This is a genomic window from Nocardia beijingensis NBRC 16342 (assembly GCF_001612785.1).
Taxonomy (GTDB): Bacteria; Actinomycetota; Actinomycetes; order Mycobacteriales; family Mycobacteriaceae; genus Nocardia; species Nocardia beijingensis.
On the sequence record NZ_BDBC01000045.1, the window covers coordinates 85,050 to 103,337 of the forward strand.

General features: G+C 69.9%; 17 protein-coding genes. 2 read left to right on the forward strand and 15 right to left on the reverse strand.

Annotation, left to right across the window (positions count from 1 at the left end):
- Positions 1 to 8: 8 nt before the first annotated feature.
- The 4 genes from NB3_RS23905 to dprE2 form a co-directional block, all read right to left on the reverse strand.
- The gene (locus NB3_RS23905; RefSeq protein ID WP_244892054.1) at positions 9 to 752 is read right to left on the reverse strand and encodes a cobalt-precorrin-6A reductase; all 744 of its coding nucleotides are present in this window, start codon (positions 750 to 752) and stop codon (positions 9 to 11) included.
- A 2-nt stretch (positions 753 to 754) separates the two neighbouring features.
- Complete coding sequence (locus NB3_RS36370; protein ID WP_067807693.1) at positions 755 to 1,372, reverse strand: DUF8020 domain-containing protein; 618 nt, start codon at positions 1,370 to 1,372, stop codon at positions 755 to 757.
- 79 nt (positions 1,373 to 1,451) lie between these two features.
- Entirely contained in the window at positions 1,452 to 2,717 is a 1,266-nt protein-coding gene (locus NB3_RS23915; protein ID WP_067807696.1) for a bifunctional cobalt-precorrin-7 (C(5))-methyltransferase/cobalt-precorrin-6B (C(15))-methyltransferase, read from the reverse strand.
- On the reverse strand, positions 2,714 to 3,469 hold the full coding sequence (dprE2, locus tag NB3_RS23920; RefSeq protein ID WP_067807699.1) for a decaprenylphospho-beta-D-erythro-pentofuranosid-2-ulose 2-reductase: 756 nt from the start codon (positions 3,467 to 3,469) through the stop codon (positions 2,714 to 2,716). Before dprE2 ends, NB3_RS23915 begins: the two co-directional genes overlap by 4 nt.
- Positions 3,470 to 3,582: 113 nt before the next feature.
- On the opposite strand from dprE2, the gene NB3_RS23925 reads away from it, so the two are divergent.
- The gene (locus NB3_RS23925) at positions 3,583 to 4,014 is read left to right on the forward strand and encodes a PPOX class F420-dependent oxidoreductase (protein WP_067807701.1); all 432 of its coding nucleotides are present in this window, start codon (positions 3,583 to 3,585) and stop codon (positions 4,012 to 4,014) included.
- 45 nt (positions 4,015 to 4,059) lie between these two features.
- Here NB3_RS23925 and NB3_RS23930 read toward each other — a convergent pair whose 3' ends face one another.
- Complete coding sequence (locus NB3_RS23930) at positions 4,060 to 5,190, reverse strand: M24 family metallopeptidase (RefSeq protein ID WP_067807703.1); 1,131 nt, start codon at positions 5,188 to 5,190, stop codon at positions 4,060 to 4,062.
- An 83-nt stretch (positions 5,191 to 5,273) separates the two neighbouring features.
- On the opposite strand from NB3_RS23930, the gene NB3_RS23935 reads away from it, so the two are divergent.
- Entirely contained in the window at positions 5,274 to 6,239 is a 966-nt protein-coding gene (locus tag NB3_RS23935) for a 5'-3' exonuclease (protein WP_067807705.1), read from the forward strand.
- A gap of 570 nt (positions 6,240 to 6,809) precedes the next feature.
- Here NB3_RS23935 and NB3_RS23940 read toward each other — a convergent pair.
- From NB3_RS23940 to prcA, 10 genes are all read right to left on the reverse strand, one after another.
- On the reverse strand, positions 6,810 to 7,499 hold the full coding sequence (locus NB3_RS23940; protein ID WP_067807707.1) for a DUF4333 domain-containing protein: 690 nt from the start codon (positions 7,497 to 7,499) through the stop codon (positions 6,810 to 6,812).
- A gap of 164 nt (positions 7,500 to 7,663) precedes the next feature.
- On the reverse strand, positions 7,664 to 10,366 hold the full coding sequence (locus tag NB3_RS23945; RefSeq protein WP_067807710.1) for a DEAD/DEAH box helicase: 2,703 nt from the start codon (positions 10,364 to 10,366) through the stop codon (positions 7,664 to 7,666).
- 3 nt (positions 10,367 to 10,369) lie between these two features.
- Positions 10,370 to 11,323 (reverse strand): twin-arginine translocase subunit TatC, encoded by a 954-nt coding sequence (gene tatC / locus NB3_RS23950; RefSeq protein WP_067807713.1) that lies wholly within the window; start codon positions 11,321 to 11,323, stop codon positions 10,370 to 10,372.
- Between the two features lie 98 nt (positions 11,324 to 11,421).
- Positions 11,422 to 11,679, reverse strand: coding sequence for a Sec-independent protein translocase subunit TatA (gene tatA, locus NB3_RS23955; protein ID WP_067807715.1), 258 nt, complete (start codon positions 11,677 to 11,679; stop codon positions 11,422 to 11,424).
- 64 nt (positions 11,680 to 11,743) lie between these two features.
- Positions 11,744 to 12,793 (reverse strand): 2-dehydropantoate 2-reductase, encoded by a 1,050-nt coding sequence (locus NB3_RS23960; RefSeq protein WP_067807717.1) that lies wholly within the window; start codon positions 12,791 to 12,793, stop codon positions 11,744 to 11,746.
- Positions 12,794 to 12,815: 22 nt separating this feature from the next.
- Entirely contained in the window at positions 12,816 to 13,793 is a 978-nt protein-coding gene (locus tag NB3_RS23965) for a helix-turn-helix transcriptional regulator (RefSeq protein WP_067807720.1), read from the reverse strand.
- Positions 13,790 to 14,785, reverse strand: a complete 996-nt coding sequence (locus NB3_RS23970; RefSeq protein ID WP_157111980.1) for a helix-turn-helix transcriptional regulator — start codon at positions 14,783 to 14,785, stop codon at positions 13,790 to 13,792. The genes NB3_RS23965 and NB3_RS23970 overlap by 4 nt, the downstream gene beginning before the upstream one ends.
- Before the next feature lie 397 nt (positions 14,786 to 15,182).
- Complete coding sequence (locus tag NB3_RS23975) at positions 15,183 to 15,479, reverse strand: MTH1187 family thiamine-binding protein (RefSeq protein WP_067807723.1); 297 nt, start codon at positions 15,477 to 15,479, stop codon at positions 15,183 to 15,185.
- A gap of 433 nt (positions 15,480 to 15,912) precedes the next feature.
- Positions 15,913 to 17,271, reverse strand: a complete 1,359-nt coding sequence (pafA, locus tag NB3_RS23980) for a Pup--protein ligase (protein WP_174186519.1) — start codon at positions 17,269 to 17,271, stop codon at positions 15,913 to 15,915.
- Between the two features lie 231 nt (positions 17,272 to 17,502).
- A complete protein-coding gene (gene prcA, locus NB3_RS23985; RefSeq protein ID WP_067807725.1) occupies positions 17,503 to 18,288 on the reverse strand; it encodes a proteasome subunit alpha in 786 nt (261 codons plus the stop codon).

The window sequence follows — 18,288 nt, forward strand, 5'->3', positions numbered from 1 at the left end:
GGACCGTGTCAGCCGTGCCGGGCTCGCCGGTGGCGCAACCAATCCAGCGCCTGCGCGGCGGATGCCACGATCCGCGCGTCCTTCGGCAGCGGCGGGCGGTCCACCACGACGACCGGTATACCCGCGACGCGGGCGGCGGTGAGTTTGGCCTCGGTCTGCTCCCCACCGCTGTCCTTGGTGACGAGCACATCGATCCGGTGCTCCGCGAGCAGCCGCGCTTCGTCTTCCAATGCGAAAGGCCCACGGGCGAGGAGCAATTCGTGCCGCACCGGCAGCGCGCCCTCCGGCGGGTCGATGGCACGGATCAGGAACCATTGCCGAGCGAGCCCCGCGAACGCGTCGACGCCTTGCCTGCCGATGGTCAGGAACACACGCTCGCCGAGGGCGGCGACGCGCGCCGCGGCCGCGGGGAGATCGGGTACGCGCGTCCACCTGTCCCCCGTCTGCTCCACCCACCTCGGCCGGCGCAGGTGCACCAGCGGCACACCCGAAACTCGCGCGGCTTCCGCCGCGTTGGCGCTGATGGCCGCCGCGAACGGATGGGTGGCGTCGACCATCGCGGCCACGTCGTTGGCCGCGAGCCAGGCGCGCAGTCCCTCGGCGCCTCCGAAGCCGCCGATGCGGACGTCACCCTCGGGCAGCAAGGGCGCGCGCACACGACCGGCGAGCGAGGACACGATCTCGAATCCTCGCTCGCCGGAAGCGATGTGGGCCAGCTCCCGCGCTTCCCGGGTGCCGCCCAGAATCAGGATTCTCAGGGCTGGCCGCTGAAGTAGGCGATACCCGCGTTCAGCAGCGACGGCCCGCCCGCGACGGCCAGACCGATCAGCGCCCCGAGCACCGCGCCGGGCAGGATGCCGACGCCGAAGAACACGATGCCGACGGCGGCGCCGATCAGGCCACCGACCAGCGCGCCGAGCGAGGCGCGCTGCAACTCGGCGAAGAACCATTCCTGCGCGCCGATGAACTCGGCGGCGACCGGCGCGTTCGCCGTCGGCGCCACCTGCGGCGTCAGCGTCAGCTGCCTGCCCTCGTCGGCGACGGCAGCGGCGATGTGAACCTCCTGGCCCTTGGCCGTCGCGGTGAGCGGAATGGTGGTGACCGTCTCGCCCCCGGCGTTCTTCAGGGTGACCGACCGGTTGTCGATGTCGACGCTGAACGCGCCCCCGGTCACGCTGGTGACCACCGACTTGCCCGCGTCCGCGAGCTGCAACGCGTAGCCGACGCCCTGATCGGTGCCCGTCACGGTGGGCGCCGCGGCGGCCTGGTCCTGCGCCGCGGGCGGCACCGGAGCGGCGTAGGAAGTACCGGCGGCGACTCCGGTGGCGGCGACGGCCAGCAATGCGGTAGCGGCGAACTTCTTGTATCTCATCTATCTCCCCAACAGGAATCGGATTTCCGACCAATGACCGGAACTCGGCCCCGACCCTACCGCGTGACCGGTAACGTGTTCACCCCTCCACGGGGAACGCCTGCGCGGTTTTCACCACCGACCACTGCGTGACCGGAAGCTGCGGACGCCAGGTGGTGAAGGACCCCAGCGGTTCCGCGCGGTAGATCTGGAACTTCCGCAACACGCCGCCCTCGGCGCCCGCCCAGTTGAGCAGCAACGATTCCGATTCCGCCGTCACCGCGTTCGCCACGAGCCTGCCACCGTGACGCAATCGCGCCCAGCATGTCTCGAGCACGCCGTCCTGGGTCAGGCCCCCACCGACGAAAATCGCGTCGGGCGTGAGGATTCCGGCGTCGGCGGCGAGTTCGGCGCGCAGCTCCGCGCGCACTTGGATGTGCGGCACACCGAGCGCATCGGCATTGCCGGCGATCTGGCGCCGTCTGCGCTCGAGCCGCTCGAACGCGACGGCCCGGTTGCCCGGATGCGCCCGGCACCATTCGATGGCGATGCTGCCCGAACCGCCGCCCACATCCCACAACAGCTCCCCCGGAGCGGGCGCCAGCGCCGCCAGGGTCAGCGCGCGGACCTCCTGCTTGGTGAGTTGACCGTCCCCGCCGAACAATTCGTCCGGCAGGCCGGGCAGGCGGGTGGCACGCGGCTGGTCGCGGTCCGCCGAGCAGGTGATCGCCACGATGTTCAGCGGGTCGCCCGGCGGGTGTTCCCACTGTTTCGCGATTCCGGCGCGGCGTCGTTCGGCGGGGCCGCCCAATTGCTCGAGCACCGTCAGCTCCGAACCGCCGAAACCGTGGCGTCCTAGCAACTGTGCCAGGTCCCGCGGTGTGTGCTCGTCGGAGCTGAGCACCAGCAGCCGCCTTCCGTCGGCCAGCTCCGGTAGCACCGTCGCCAACGGACGCCCGACCACGCTGACCACCGGTGTCTGCGCCAGCGGCCAGCCGAGCCGGGCGCAGGCGATGGCGGCCGAAGACGGCTGCGGCAGCACCCGCAGCGCCTGCGGTCCCAGCAACCGGGCCAAGGTGACGCCGATTCCGTAGAACATCGGATCGCCGCTGGCCAAGACGCACAAACGCGCCCCGCCGTGCCGTTGCAGCAAGTCCGGCAACGCGGGTAACAAGGGCGACGGCCACGTCACGCGGCGCGCCGCGACGGCGGGCGGCACGAGCGCGAGCTGGCGCGCGGAACCGAACAGGACCTCGGCGCCGCCGACGGCCTCCCGCGCGGCGCGACCGAGTCCGTCCCAGCCGTCGGCGCCGATGCCGACGACCGCGATCGGCGCGCCGGCCCACGAGACGGGCGTCGCGTTCACCGGGGCATCCGGCGCCAGATCGGCTGTGGCAGTAGGCGCATCGCGAAGAACACCGGTCGCAGGATCCCGGGCACCCACACCCGGCTCGCGCCGCGGCGCAGGCCGCGCACCACCGCGTCGGCGACCTGATCCGGTGTGCTGGAGAAGGGCGCGGGAGACATCCCCTCGGTCATCCGCCCGATCACGAATCCGGGACGAACCAGCAGCAACCCGACGCCACTGCCGTGCAGGGCGTCCGCGAGACCGGAGGCGAAGCCGTCGAGTCCCGCCTTGGCCGAACCGTAGACATAGTTCGCGCGCCGGACCCGCACACCGGCGACCGAGCTGAACACGACGATCCGTCCCGCGCCTTGCGCGCGCAGCAGATTCGCCAGCGTGGTGAGCACACCGGCCTGGGCGACGAAATCGGTGTGCAGGATCGCCGCCGCGTGGGCGGGATTGCGCTCGGCGCGCTGCTGATCGCCGAGTACGCCGAAGGCGAGCACCGCGATCGCGATCGGCCCGTGCTCGGCGGCGATCTTCTCCAGCAGCACCGGATGGCTCGCCATGTCGTCGGCATCGAATTCCACGGTGTGCACTTCGCTCGCACCCGCCGCCGTGATCTCCGCGCGCTGCGCGTCCAATTCGCCGCTGCGCCTGGCCGCGAGCACGACCGCTCGTCCCGGTGCCAGCCGCCGCGCCACCTCGAGCCCGATCTCGCTCCGGCCGCCCAGCAGCAGCACGGTCCCGTCGGGCAAACCACGCGTTCCCATGCGCCCAGTCTGTCATTCGCCCCGGCGGGACTCGTCATCGCGCACCGGCGCGGCCGCATCCCCCGCGCCGGGCTGGTGCGGCGCCGACGGGCGCCGAAGGCTACGGTCGGGGCATGCCGACGAGTACTGCTGAGCTGTCGCCCGCCGCCCTCGAGTTCGTCGCCGAACGGCACCTCGCCACGCTGACGACCATGCGTGCGGACGGAACGCCCCATGTCGTGGCGGTGGGCTTCACCTGGGACCAAGAGGCCGGGATCGCGCGCGTGATCACCAACGACGGGTCGGTGAAAGTGCGCAACGTGCGCCGCTCCGGCTATGCGGCGGTCAGCCAGGTCGACGGCATCCGGTGGTTGACGCTGGAAGGCCCGGCCACGGTGCTCGACGCCCCCGACGACGTCGCCGAGGCGGTCGAGCGGTACGCGGGTCGCTATCGCGTGCCGCGGGAGAACCCGACCCGCGTGGTGATCGCCATTCAGGTCCGGCGCGTCCTGTCCAGCAGCACGCTGGTCGCACCGGCCGCCGACGGCAACGGCGCGGGCGCGTAGCTCCCGGCGCCTTCCTCGCCGCCGGGCTCCGCCGTCAGCCGCCGATCACAGCACTGTCAGGCCGTGCGGCCGCTGGTTCAGCGATTCACCGCCTTCGTCGGTGACGACCATGATGTCCTCGATGCGCGCGCCCCACTCACCGCGGAAGTAGATGCCCGGCTCCACGCTGAATGCCATGCCGGGCCGCAGGACCAGGTCGTTCCCCACGACGATGTAGGGCTCCTCGTGCACCGACAGGCCGATGCCGTGCCCGGTGCGATGCACGAAGGCGTGCCCGAGGCCGGCTTCGGTCAACGGCTTTCGCGCCGCGGCGTCCACCGAGGCAGCGGTCACGCCGGGGCGGACGGCCGCGACTGCCGCGGCCTGCGCGCGTTCCAGTTCGGCGTATCGGGCGGCCACCTCCGGATCGGGCTCGCCGAGGACGTAGGTCCGGGTGGAGTCGGAGTAGTAGCCGGGCTCGACCGAGCCGCCGATGTCGATGACCACCACGTCACCTGCCTCGATCCGGCGCTCGGACACGCGGTGATGCGGGTCCCCACCGTGCGGACCGCTGCCGACGATGACGAACGCCGCCTCGGTATGCCCCTCGGCCACGATCGCGTCCTCGATGTCGCGGCCGACCTCCGCCTCGGTGCGGCCGACCCGCAAGAACTCGCCCATGCGCGCGTGCACCCGGTCGATCGCTGCGCCCGCGCGCCGCAGCGCGTCCACCTCGGCCGCATCCTTGATCATGCGCAGTTCGCGCAGCACGGGTGTGGCCGACACCGGAAGACCGGTGAACGACTCGGCCAGCGGCAGCAGGTGCAGAGCGGGCATGACATCGGCGACGGCCACCCGGGAACCCACGTGCAGCGCGGACTTCACCAGCGCGTACGGGTTGTCGGTGCCGTCGACCCACTCCAGCACTTGCAGCCCCAGTTCGCCCGCCGCCGAGGCCTCCAGCGACGCCAGCTCCAGTTTCGGGATCACGACCGACGGCGTCGCGCCGTCCGCCGGGATCACCAGGCAGGTCAGCCGCTCGAACGACTCGGCCGCCGAGCCGATCAGGTAGCGCAGGTCCGGGCCGGGGGTGATCAGCAGGGCATCCAGATGGGCGGCCCGAATCAGTTCCACGGCCCGCTCCAGCCGTGCTCCGTAGACGTCCGCCGCGAACCTCGAATCCGTATGCGCGCTCATTCGTCCGACGTTACCCGCCGCGACCGCCCGGCGAACGCCCAACTTCGCCGGGCGGTGTCGGTGCGACCGAGTAGCCTCGGCCCGTGACCTCTGCTGCCGGTGGGCCCCTGTTGCTGTTGGACGGAGCCAGTCTGTGGTTCCGCGCCTTCCACGCCATCCCCGACAAGATCACCGCGCCCGACGGGCGCTCGGTGAACGCGCTGCGTGGTTTCACCGACATGGTGGCGTCGCTGATCACCAGGTTCGCCCCCGGTCGGCTGGTCGTGTGCCTGGATCTGGACTGGCGCCCGGCGTATCGGGTCGAACTGGTCCCGTCCTACAAAGCGCACCGGCTGGACACCTCGCCGGAGGCCGCCCCCGGCGCCGAGACCGTGCCCGACACGCTCACCCCGCAGGTCGAGATGATCCTGGAGGTGCTCGACGCCGCCGGGATCGCGACCGGCGGCGCGGAGGGCTTGGAAGCCGACGACGTGCTGGGCACCCTGGCGACCAGGGAGCGCGCCGACGAGGTGGTCGTGGTCAGCGGCGACCGCGACTTGCTGCAACTCGTCCGGGACGAACCCGCGCCCTCGGTGCGGGTGTTCTACGCCGGGCGGGGGCTGGCCAAGGCGGAATTGTTCGGTCCGGCCGAGGTGTCGGCGAAGTACGGTGTGCCGCTGCGCAACGCGGGCCCGGCCTACGCCGACATGGCGACGCTGCGCGGCGATGCCTCCGACGGCCTGCCCGGCGTGGCCGGCATCGGCGAGAAATCCGCCGCCGCCCTGATCTCCCGTTTCGGTTCCCTGGACGCCCTGGTTGCCGCCGTCGACGATCCCGGCGCCGACCTGGCGCAAGGCGTGCGCGCCAAGCTGCGCGCCGCCGAGGACTACTTGAAGGCCGCCGCACCGGTCGTGCGGGTGGTCTGCGACGCCGAAGTTGCCCTGTCCCGCGCCGACGTCCTGCCCACCGAACCGGCCGACCCCGACCGCCTGCGCGCCCTCGCCACCGCCTACAACGCCGAAAGCCCGGTCACGCGCCTGATCACGGCACTAGCCGCCCGCACCGCCTGACCGAGTCAGCCGACAAGCCCGCCCCACGCGCCGCGAAGGGCTGTTCCAGCGGCGAAGCGAACCCGATTTCGATGCCCTGGCCGGTCTCGCCCGCCGAGCAAACGCGAAGAGCAACCGGCGCCTCAGACACAAGCCGCGAAGCTCCAGCAAAACACGCATCCGCCGGAACTCACCGATGTCGCTCGTACACCACCGGGGCCGGTGGCCACTGAAGTCCGCGCATCAACCGCCGACGCGCCCAGCGCACCGCAACCACAGGTTTCGAGCGAAGCGAGACCGAGCATCCGCGTTCGCGGCCCGGCTCGCGTGTGCGCGACGAAGGAGCAAGCAACTGCAATGCCGACAGCCACCCCCGCGTGCGCTGGCAGTGCGTGTCGCGACCGACGCGCCCAGCGCACCACAACTACGTCTTTCGAGCGAAGCGCGACCGAGCCTGTTCCGTTCGCGGCCCGGCTCGCGTGTGCGCGGCCGCCGCGTACGCGACGAAGGAGCAAGCGGCGGCCGCGCACACGCGAGCCACAAAGGGGCCGCGAACACGCCGCGCCGAAGGCGCGGCCAAACAAACACAGCTCAGCTGGGGCGGCCGACCTCGTAGGTGCCGTCGTCCTTGGTGATCTTGATGGTCACCTTCTTGGCTTCGCCGCTGACCTTCACGCTGCATTCGAAGGTGGCGTCGACCTTGACTTCCTGGCCGGACGGGCAGGAGACGTCGCTGATGTCCTGAATGCCGTAGGAGTCCGACAGCACCTTCTTCACGCCGTCCTGCACGGCGGCCTGGTCCAGCTGGTCCTTGGCGGTCAACACGAGCACGAGCGCGACGATCGCGCCGACCACCGCGACACCGAGCACCGAAAGCCCGATGATCAGGCCTTTGTTCTTGCCGCCCTGCTGCGGCGGCTGCTGACCGGGAGCACCCCACTGCGGCTGCGGCTGCCCCCACTGCGGCTGCTGACCCTGCTGGCCCCAGTCCTGCTGCTGGGGCTGACCCCACTGCGGCTGCTGGCCCTGGGCGGGCTGCTGGCCCCACTGCGGTTGCTGAGGCTGCTGCGGCTGCTGACCCCACTGCTGCTGCGGCTGCTGACCCCACTGCTGCTGCTGATCTCCCCAGTGCTGGGTCGGCTGAGCCGAGGCCGGGGTCTGCGGCTGACCGCCCCACTGCTGCGTGGGACCGGCCCCGCCCGGTGCCTGCTGTCCACCCCACTGCTGGGTGGGATCGTTGCGTCCCTCCCCGGGGTCGTTCGGTCCGTACGGGCCGCTCATCTGCTTGCCTCCACTCGCATCGTTGTACACACGGTAGCCCCCCGCGTGGGCCTCGTCGCATGACACGACTACTCCGCCACGGTCGGTACGCGAAAGAAATCAAATCACAATCGAATCCGCCGTGTTGCTATTGCCGCCCGCCGCGCGCCCGTAGCTCGCGCCGCTCAGGCGGCGTCCACCGCCACGACACCCCGCCGGATCGCCCGCACCGCCTTGGCGGCCGTAGCGGCGACCTCGGGATCGTCGGCGGTGCCGTGGATCTGATCGAGCAGATCGATCACCTGTCGGCACCAGCGCACGAAGTCGCCGGCCGACAGCGGCGCGCCTTGGTCGCCGCTGGCGAGCAACGAATCGGCCAACCCATCGCCGCGCGCCCATTTGTACACGCCGTCGACGAAGCCGAGATCGGGTTCCCTGGTGGGCGGCAGCTTGTGCCGCGCTTCGTCGGACCGCAGCTCGGACCACACGCCGATGGTCGCGCCGACCGCGCGGCGGATCGGGGCCGTCGGTCCGGACGCGCCGAGATAGCCACCCTCCTGGCGGGATTCGTACACCAGGATCGACACCACCGCCGCCAGTTCCGCCGGGCCGAGGCCGCGCCACAGTCCCTTCCGGAGGCATTCGGCGACCAGCAGATCGCTTTCGGCGTAGAGGCGCGCCAACCGGCGTCCGTCGGCGGTCACCTCGCTCTCGTGCACGAATCCGCGCTCCTCGAGCAGACCGAGAATCCGGTCGAACGTGCGCGCCAGCGAGTTGGTGGTGGCGGCAACCTTCTGGCGCATCGCCTCCGTTTCGCGCAACAGACGGTTGTAGCGCTCGCCGATCCGGGCCAGTTGCTCGCGATCGGGCCTGGCGTGCGCCGGATGCGCGCGCAGGCTGCGGCGCAAGGTGGCCAGTTCGCGGTCGTCGGCCGCGGCGGAGTGCCTGCCGCGGCGTGGCCTGCCCGGCACCGAGATGCCCGTGCTGCGCAGCGCCGAGGCCAGATCGCGACGGGTGCGCGCGGTCCGGTGATCCACCCGGCGCGGCAACCGCATGTGCCCGAGCGCCTCGGCGGGCACCGGGAAATCGGCGACCGAAACCCGTCCGGCCCACTTGTCCTCGGTGAGCACCAGCGGACGCGGATCGCCCGGCGTCGCGTCCGGCTCCAGGATCACCGCGAGCCCCGCGCGGCGGCCGGACGGAATCGCCACCACGTCACCGCGCCGCAGTGCGCCGAGCGCGTCCACCGCCGCGCCACGCCGGTCGGCACGGCTCTGCTGGGTCAGCTGCCGCTCCCGCTGCTTGATCCGCTCACGCAGCGACAGGTATTCGAGGAAGCCGCCTTCGGCGCCGCCGAGCTGGTCGCGCAACTTGCGCAGGGCCCCCTCGTTGCGTTCGATGCCGCGCACCAGCCCGACCACCGAGCGGTCCGCCTGGAACTGGGCGAACGATCGCTCCAGCAGGGCGCGCGACTCGTCGGCGCCCATCCGATCGATGAGGTTGATCGACATGTTGTAGCCCGGCCGGAACGAGCTGCGCAGCGGATACGTACGCGTCGAGGCCAGGCCGGCCACCGCGCTGGTGTCCACCTCGGGCTGCCACAGCACCACCGCGTGGCCTTCGACGTCGATGCCGCGCCGCCCCGCACGCCCCGTCAGCTGGGTGTACTCACCTGGCGTCAGCTCCGCGTGCGACTCGCCGTTGAACTTGACCAGCCGTTCCAGCACCACGGTGCGCGCGGGCATGTTGATGCCGAGCGCCAGCGTCTCGGTGGCGAAAACGGCGCGCACCAGCCCGTTGACGAACAGTTCCTCGACGGTGTGCCGGAACGCGGGCAGCATCCCGGCGTGGTGCGCGGCGAGACCACGGTGCAGCGCCTCGCGCCATTCCCAGTAGCCGAGCACCTCCAGATCGGTCTTGGGCAGGTCGCCGGTGTGCTTCTCGATGATCGCGTCGACCTCGTCGCGCTCCTCCGGACGGCTCAGGTCCAGCCGCGAGCGCAGGCACTGCGCGAGCGCGCCGTCGCAGCCGGCCCGGCTGAAGATGAACGTGATCGCGGGCAGCAAGCCCTCTTCGTCCAGCTTGGCGAGCACCTCCGGCCGCGGCAGCGGGCGGAAATCCCGGCGCGGGCCGCCGCGACCGTTGCGCGGGGCGCCCCAGTTGTTCATCCGGTCGGCCGCCTCGCGGTGGCGGATGAACCGCACCAGGTCTTCGTCGACCAAGACCTTCTGCTCGGTGGATTTGGTGTCGAACAGGTCGAACATCCGCCGCCCCACCATGACGTGCTGCCACAGCGGAACGGGCCTGGTCTCGTCGACCACCACCGCGGTGTCGCCGCGCACGGTCTCCATCCAGGCGCCGAACTCCTCGGCATTGCTCACCGTGGCCGAAAGACTGACCAACCGCACGTCCGGGGGCAGGTGCAGGATGACCTCCTCCCACACGGCGCCGCGGAACCGATCGGCGAGGTAGTGCACCTCGTCCATCACCACATAGGACAACCCGCGCAGCGCGTCGGAGGAGGCGTAGAGCATGTTGCGCAGCACCTCGGTGGTCATCACGACCACCGGCGCGTCCGGATTGATCGATTGGTCGCCGGTCAGCAGTCCGACGTTGTCGCGGCCGTGACGCTCGGTGAGGTCGGCGAACTTCTGATTCGACAACGCCTTGATCGGCGTGGTGTAGAAGCACTTCCCGCCCGCCGCCAGCGCCAGGTGCACGGCGAACTCGCCGACCACCGTCTTACCCGCGCCCGTGGGCGCGCAGACCAGGACACTGTGGCCTTCTTCGAGCGCCGCACAGGCGTCGCGCTGAAAAGGATCCAGCCGGAACTTCAGTTCGGCGGAGAATACGGCCAACTCGCCCGTCTGCGACCGGTCAACTGTCACTCGTCAGAGCGTATCGGAGTAGTCCGACACCGGTCGTGTGGATTTCTCCGCGGGCGTACCGATCGACCCGGCCGGATCGATCGGCTCCGGTGCGCCGAGTTCGGAGGCCTCCTCGTCCGACAGCGCGGCCAGGTCCTCGCGCTCCTTGCGCGCCCTGCGCAGGTCGTTGATCCGGGAGAACTGGATCGCCACCTCGAACAACACGGTCAGCGCCAAGGCCAGCGCCAGCATCGAGAAGGGATCCTGCGGCGTCACGATGGCCGCGAACACGAACAAGCCGAACGTGATCCCCCGCCGCCACGCCTTGAGCCGCTCGTAGGTCAGGACGCCGACCAGGTTCAGCCCGACGATCAGCAACGGCGTCTCGAAACTGACCCCGAAGATGATCAGCAACTGGATGATGAACGAGAAATACTGCGATCCGCTCAGCGCCGTGATCTGCACGTTGTCGCCGATGGTGAGCAAGAAGCTCAACGCGTGCGCGATCACCACGTAGGCCAGCACCGCTCCGGCGGCGAACAACACCGTGCCCGAGGACACGAACCCGACCGCGTACTTGCGCTCCTTCGCGTACAACCCCGGGGTGATGAACGCCCACAACTGGTACAGCCAGATCGGCGCCGCCAGCACCACGCCCGCGGTCAAGCCGACCTTCAATCGCAGCGTGAACTGCTCGAACGGCGCGGTCGCCAGCAGACGGCATTCGCCGTCCGGGGTCAGCGACGCACGGGCCGACGAGGGCAGCGAGCAATACGGCCCGCGCAGGATCTCACCGAGGCTCTCGATGCCCAGGAACCCGTGCGCGTACCACAGGAACCCCAGCACCGTCGTCGCGATCACCGCCGCGATCGACACCAGCAACCGGTAACGCAGCTCCTGCAGATGCTCGACCAACGACATGGTGCCGTCGGGATTGGTCCTGCGCTTACTGCGCCGCGGATCGAACGGGATTCGCATGGTTGGTGATCGCCCCTGGGTTCACGTGCCTCGCACGGCTCGGCAACAGCACTGAGTCCGGAGTGAGCTGTTCCTCACTCCGGCGCGAGCGGCTCCGCTCAGACCGATTTCTGCTCGGTGCGGGGCTCGGTGGCCTGCGGCGACTGCTGTGCGGCGGGCAACTGCGGTGCGGGCTGCTGAGCCTGCGCGCCGCCCGCGGGCGCGTTGCCCTCGTTCTGCATCTGACTGACTTCGCTCTTGAAGATGCGCAACGACCGGCCCAAGCTGCGGGCCGCGTCGGGCATCCGCTTCGCGCCGAAGAACATCACGAAGACCACCGCAATGATCAGCCAGTGCCAGATGCTCAGACTGCCCATGATCTACCTCCCAAGACTGTGATGTTTCGATGCTACCGGAGGGTGACGTGCGCGAACGCCGCCGTCACCGCTCGTTCGCCCGGCGTTCCGGCGCGCCGCCCGCCGTGGCGGCCCGCAATTGGTCGAGCAGGTCCCGTCCACTCCACACGCGCCTGCCGCCCAGCTCGGCCGCGACGATCAATTCGGTCAGCCGCTGATTCACCGGCGTCGGCATACCGACCATCGCGCCCAGTTCGACGATTTCCCCGCACAGCCAGGAGATTTCGGTCTTACGACCCAGCTCCAGGTCGTCGGCCATGGACGAACGCGCCACCGGATCGATGGCGAGCACCTGCCCGGCCACCCGCCGGAACAGGCCGTCGGGCACGGTCAGCAGCGCCGCCATCACCCGGGGCGGCAGCGGGGTCAGCCGGGCGGGGCGAATTCGCGCCTTGTTCATCACATCGAGCGCTTCCCGCTGGGTCAGCGCGAGACAGCGGCGGTAGTCCCGGTCGGCGAGTTCCTCCCGCAGTGGGCGCCCCGACAGCGCGTTGATCGGGTTGTTCAGATTCAGCAGCAGCTTCGCCCACTGCACCGGGCGCAGGTCGGGATACCGGCGCAAGCCGAGCCTCGCGCGCTCGAAGACGTCGAGGAACGGCGCAAGGGCCGGATCGTCCTGTACCGCCAGACCGCCTTCGGTGCCCCGATGGAAATGCCCGCCGGGGTGGTGCACGACGTTGAACATCACCATTCCGGCCAGGACGACGCAGTGCGGCAGGATCTCGCGGATCACCGAATCGTTGCCGATGCCGTTCTGCAGGCTGAGCACCACGGTGCCGGGCCGGATCTTGCCCGCGAGCTCGCGCACCGCCTCCGCCGTCGCCGCCGATTTCACCGTTACCAGCACCAGGTCCGCCGAGCCGACGTCATCCGGTTCGGTCGCGCGATGGAAGCGGTCCGGCGGCAGCGCGTCGTCACCGCCGTCGAGATCGGTGAGCCGAAGCCCGAACGCGCCGAGTTCGTCCAGCACCCGCTTGCGGCCGACCAGGGTGACCTCCGCGCCGGCGACGCCGAGTTTGCCGCCGACGAAGTTGCCGATGCTGCCGGCGCCCACCACAAACACACGACTGTTCATGCCGGTAGGGCCTGTGCCTTCCTCATCCGGCCGCCGGATATCCGGCTTCCTCATAGGCGGCCAGCGCGGCGTTCGACCGCTCACGCACCGCCGCCACCAGCTCCGGCGGGCCGAGAACGGTCACGCCTGCGCCGAAACCGAGCAGCAGGCGGGCCATCCAGTCCAGCGTGGCGAACCGCATGGTCGCCTCCAAGCTGCCGTCGGAATGCGCCGCAAGCCGATGCATCGGGTACTGATCCAGAACCCACGCGTAGTCGGCGTGAATCCGCAAGCGCGCCAAAGGTACCGCCGGATCGTCCTGGAACAGATCAAGGCCCGCCGTCGCGTCGGTGGCGTGCACGGGCGGACGGGCGAGTTCCTCCAGCGCGGACGCGGCCTCGATCCGGTCGAAGCGGAACAGCCGCACTCCCTCGGCCTGCCTGCACCAGGCCTGCAGATAGCTGTTGTCGTCCACGAGGACGATGCGGATCGGATCGACGATCCGTTCGGACACCACGTCGCGACTGGCGGAGTAGTACACCAGCCGCAGCGCCCGGCCCAGCGCCAGCGCCGATCGGACGGCCGCCACCGCGGGCGCCTCCGGCGGCGGGGTGCGCGACCGGCCGTTCTCGGCGGACTCCGCGCCACCGGCGATCGCCGCCTCGATCTTCGCGATGGCCGCGTGGGCCGCGGTCGGGTCGACCATGCCGGGCATGTCGACGATCGAGCGCAGCGCGACCAGCAGCGCGGTCGCCTCGGTGGAGGTCAGCCGCAGCGGACGATCGATGCCCGCGGAGAAGGTGACCTCGATGCTCTCCTCGGAGAACGACAAGTCGATCAGGTCACCCGGGCCGTACCCGGGCAGTCCGCACATCCACAGCTGATTGAGATCGCTCATCAACTGCTTGGTGGTCACGCCCAGATCGGCGGCGGCCTCGGCGGCGCTGATGCCGGGGTGGGCGATGAAATACGGGATCATGTTCAGCAACCGGGACAGTCGCACCGACAGCCGCGAACTCATGCCCGCACCTCCGTGCGGTCGAAGACCGAACGCAACCGCGCGATGACGTCGGCGCGCAGCGACTCGGGGGCGAGCACCACGGCGTCCGGCCCCAAGCCGGTGATCAGCCGGGCCACCCAATCGCGGGATCGCACCGGAAGCTCCACCACGGTGCCCGCACGGCCGCCGACGACGCGCTCCCCGGTCACCTGGCCGAGCCTGCGGATCTCCCGCCCGCGCCCTTCCGCCACCCACACCGTGGCCGTGCCGCTGACCGGCGCGCTACTGGTGACCTGGTCGACGATCGCGCGCAGATCGAGGCCCTCCGGCTTGTGGACAGTGTTGCGCGGGCCGTACGGGGTCACATCGTCGCCGATGCGCGACAGCCGGAAGCTGCGCACGGCGTCCCGGTCCCGGTCGTGCCCGACGAGGTACCAGCGGCCGTGATGGGTGACGACACCCCACGGTTCGACGTCGCGCATCAGATAGGGGGCATTGATCGCGCCGCGGTGCTCGAACCGCACCGCTTGGCCCGCGTCGATCGCGGCCAAGAGTTTGCCGAGCACGGGTTCCGAGCCGCGAGCGCGGGCCGGAACCGCGGGCACCGATGCCACGGCGGCGTCGGTTTCCACGTGGATGCCCGCCGCGCGCAGTTTGAGCAGCGCGCCTTCCGCGGCGGCGGCCAATTCCGGCGATTCCCACATCTGCACGGCCACGGCGACGGCGGCGGCCTCCTGATCGGTCAGGTCGATGTCGGGTAGCTCGTAGGCATCGCGGTTGATCCGGTAGCCCTCCGTCGTCGAGTACCGGCTCACCGGACCGACCTCCAGCGGGATGCCCAGATCACGCAGTTCGTTCTTGTCCCGCTCGAACATGCGGCTGAACGCCTCGTCGCTGGCGGAGTCCTCGTAGCCGGCCACGCTCTCCCGGATCCGCTCGGCGGTCAGGAACTGCCGGGTCGACAGCAGCGCGATGACCAGATTCATCAGCCGCTCGACCTTGGATATCGCCACCCGATAGAGGGTAATCTGCCCGGCCAGGCTGTGTTGTTTCGGCCGCGACTTCGTCGCGGCGTGTTCGCGGCCCCTTTATGGCTCGCGTGTGCGCGACCGCCGCTTGCTCCTTCGTCGCGTACGCGGCGGCCGCGCACACGCGAGCCGGGCCGCGAACCGCGCATGCTCGGTCTCGCTTCGCTCGAAAGGCGTAGTAAGGTGCGCTGGGCACGCTGGAAGATGCATGTCCCGACCTCGGCGTTTGCCGCTCGGGCAATCGCTTCGGCTGGTATACGACTTCGCGGTGGCGGCCTTGGCCTTGGATTCACGCCCGAGGAGCGGACCGGGCGCGGCAGCGACAAGGATCGGTACCGCGCTGCGGAGGTGCACCACCGGCTCGGCCGGAACGCGCGGGTCCTCAGCCTTCGGCCAGGTAGCGCTCCACCTTCTCCACCTTGGCGGTCATCGCGTCCGTTACTCCGGGGCGAATGTCGGCCTTCAGCACGAGGCTGCAGCGCGGCGCGACGGCGAGGATGGCGTCGGTCGCCTCTTTCACCACGGCCATCACCTCGTCCCATTCGCCCTCGATGGTGGTGAACATGGCGTCGGTGCGATTGGGCAGTCCGCTGGCGCGCACCACGCGGACCGCTTCGGCGACCGCGCGCCCGACATCGACGCCGGTACCGAGCGGTGTGACGGAAAAGGCGATGATCATGTCTCGATCATGCACGCAGGCGCGACTCGTGTCCCGAACCACGAAGCGACGACACACGGCCGGCACCGGAGGCAGAGGCCGAAACCAATCCGCCACACCGGACTGTCGCCGGTCGGAATGCCGAGATCGAAACACCAGGCACCGAAGCCCCGGCGCACCGCAACCCGTCTTTCGAGCGAAGCGAGACCGAACCGCTACCAGTCACCGCAGACCGCGCGCACTCGGTAGCGAGCTTCGACGCCAACGCGCTCAACGCACCCCGACCACGACTTTCGAGCGAAGCGAGACCGAGCATCCTCCGTTCGCGGCCCGGCTCGCGTGTGCGCGGCCGCCGCGTCCGCGACGAAGGAGCAAGCGGCGGTCGCGCACACGCGAGCCATGAAGGGGCCGCGAACACCCAGCGCCGAAGGCGCTGGAAAAACAAACACAGCAATCACATGGACGCGATCAGGCGGTCGACGCGCTCGTCGACCGAGCGGAACGGGTCCTTGCACAGCACGGTGCGCTGCGCTTGGTCGTTCAGCTTGAGGTGCACCCAGTCGACGGTGAAGTCGCGCCCGGCCTCCTGGGCCGCGGTGATGAAGTCACCGCGCAGCTTCGCCCTGGTGGTCTGCGGCGGGGTGTCGACCGCGGCGTCCACGGCCTCGTCCTCGGTGACGCGCTTGGCCAGACCCTTACGCTGCAGCAGGTCGAAGACGCCGCGTCCACGCTTGATGTCGTGATAGGCCAGATCCAGCTGGGCGATCTTGGGGTCGGACAGCTCCATGCCGTACCGGTCCTGGTAGCGCTGGAACAGCTTGCGCTTGATCACCCAGTCGATCTCGGTGTCGACCTTCGCGAAGTCCTGTGCCTCGACCGCGTCCAGGGTGCGGCCCCACAGATCCACCACCTGGTCGATCTGCGGATCGCGGTCCCGATTGCGCAGGTGCTCCACGGCGCGGGCGTAGTACTCGCGCTGGATGTCCAGGGCGCTGGCCTGCCGGCCGCCCGCGAGGCGCACCGGACGACGACCGGTCAGGTCGTGGCTGACCTCGCGGATCGCGCGGATCGGATTGTCCAGCGCGAAGTCGCGGAACGAGACGCCCGCCTCGATCATCTCCAGCACCAAGGCGGCCGTGCCGACCTTGAGCATGGTGGTGGTCTCGGACATGTTCGAGTCGCCGACGATCACGTGCAGGCGGCGGTACTTCTCCGCGTCGGCATGCGGCTCGTCGCGGGTGTTGATGATCGGCCGCGAGCGCGTGGTCGCCGAGGAGACGCCCTCCCAGATGTGCTCGGCACGCTGGGACAGGCAGAACGTAGCGGCCTTCGGCGTCTGCAGCACCTTGCCCGCGCCGCAGATCAGCTGACGGGTGACCAGGAACGGCAGCAGCACGTCGGAGATCCGGGAAAACTCCCCCGCCCGCACCACGAGGAAGTTCTCGTGGCAGCCGTAGGAGTTGCCCGCGGAGTCGGTGTTGTTCTTGAACAGATAGATGTCGCCGCCGATGCCTTCTTCGGCCAGACGCTGCTCGGCGTCGATCAGCAACTCTTCGAGGACCCGCTCGCCCGCACGGTCGTGGGTCACCAATTGCGCCAGGTTGTCGCATTCCGCGGTCGCGTACTCCGGATGGGACCCGACATCGAGGTAGAGCCGAGCACCGTTGCGGAGGAACACGTTCGAGCTACGGCCCCAGGACACCACCCGGCGGAACAGATACCGGGCCACCTCGTCGGGGGACAGTCGACGGTGACCGTGGAAGGTGCATGTCACACCGAACTCGGTCTCGATCCCCATAATTCGTCGCTGCACACCATCGACATTACAGCCATGTCGGCGTGTTGCGTGGGGCACCGAACAACCCGGATGCATACGTCTTCACAACGATTTGGCCCGCTTTGTCGGAATTTACCCCGGTGAGAGGCCGGTTTCGCCGGAGGATGGACAGTTCGCGCCCGTCTCGGACGTGCCGATACGGCCCGCGAACCTGGCGTCGTTCGCGGGCCGTCGAGTTCGTCGGCCGCTGAGATCACTCCCGCCGGATCACTCCGCCGACGGAGTCTCCTTCGCCGACGGCTTTTCCTCCGGCTCGGAGCCGGACTCCTCCGCGGCGGCTTCCGCCGGGCTCAGCAGACGCTCCAGCGCCGCGTTGGGCACCCGCCGGAACGCCCGGCGCGGCCGCGCCTGCTCCAAGGTCGCGACCTCGAGCGAGCTGACGCCCAGCACTCGCTTCTCCTTCTCCGCGCCTTCCGGAACGCCCGCCTGCAGCGCGCGCACCGCCACGCCGACCGCCGACGCCAGGTCGAGACCCGGCTGGTAGGACGACTTCAACGCGGTGACGATCGGCTCGGTCGTGCCGCCCATCACCACGAACTCCCGCTCGTCCACGATCGACCCGTCGAAGGTGATCCGGTACAGCACCGATTGGGCGGTCTGTTCCGGGTAGCCGACCTCCGCCACACAGATCTCCACCTCGTACGGCTTGAGCTGATCGGTGAAAATCGTGCCGAGCGTCTGCGCGTAGGCGTTGGCCAGCGCGCGGCCGGTGACATCGCGGCGGTCGTACTGATACCCGCGGATGTCGGCCTGCAGGATGCCGCCCCTGCGCAGATTCTCGAACTCGTTGTACTTGCCGACCGCGGCGAATCCGATGCGGTCGTAGAGCTCACTCACCTTGTGCAGCGTCGCGGAGGGGTTCTCCGCGACGAACAGCACACCCTTGTCATACGTCAAGACCACGACGCTGCGCCCTCGGGCGATGCCCTTGCGCGCGAGCTCGGTCTTGTCGCGCATGATCTGCTCGGCCGACGCGTAGTACGGCAACGTCAT

Coding starts and splice junctions, on each gene's coding strand:
- NB3_RS36370 (WP_067807693.1), bottom strand. CDS start 1,372: ATGAGATACAAGAAGTTCGCCGCTACCGCATTGCTGGCCGTCGCCGCC.
- dprE2 (WP_067807699.1), bottom strand. CDS start 3,469: ATGGGAACGCGTGGTTTGCCCGACGGGACCGTGCTGCTGCTGGGCGGC.
- NB3_RS23925 (WP_067807701.1), top strand. CDS start 3,583: ATGCCGACGAGTACTGCTGAGCTGTCGCCCGCCGCCCTCGAGTTCGTC.
- NB3_RS23930 (WP_067807703.1), bottom strand. CDS start 5,190: ATGAGCGCGCATACGGATTCGAGGTTCGCGGCGGACGTCTACGGAGCA.
- NB3_RS23940 (WP_067807707.1), bottom strand. CDS start 7,499: ATGAGCGGCCCGTACGGACCGAACGACCCCGGGGAGGGACGCAACGAT.
- tatC (WP_067807713.1), bottom strand. CDS start 11,323: ATGCGAATCCCGTTCGATCCGCGGCGCAGTAAGCGCAGGACCAATCCC.
- tatA (WP_067807715.1), bottom strand. CDS start 11,679: ATGGGCAGTCTGAGCATCTGGCACTGGCTGATCATTGCGGTGGTCTTC.
- NB3_RS23960 (WP_067807717.1), bottom strand. CDS start 12,793: ATGAACAGTCGTGTGTTTGTGGTGGGCGCCGGCAGCATCGGCAACTTC.
- NB3_RS23965 (WP_067807720.1), bottom strand. CDS start 13,793: ATGAGTTCGCGGCTGTCGGTGCGACTGTCCCGGTTGCTGAACATGATC.
- NB3_RS23975 (WP_067807723.1), bottom strand. CDS start 15,479: ATGATCATCGCCTTTTCCGTCACACCGCTCGGTACCGGCGTCGATGTC.
- prcA (WP_067807725.1), bottom strand. CDS start 18,288: ATGACGTTGCCGTACTACGCGTCGGCCGAGCAGATCATGCGCGACAAG.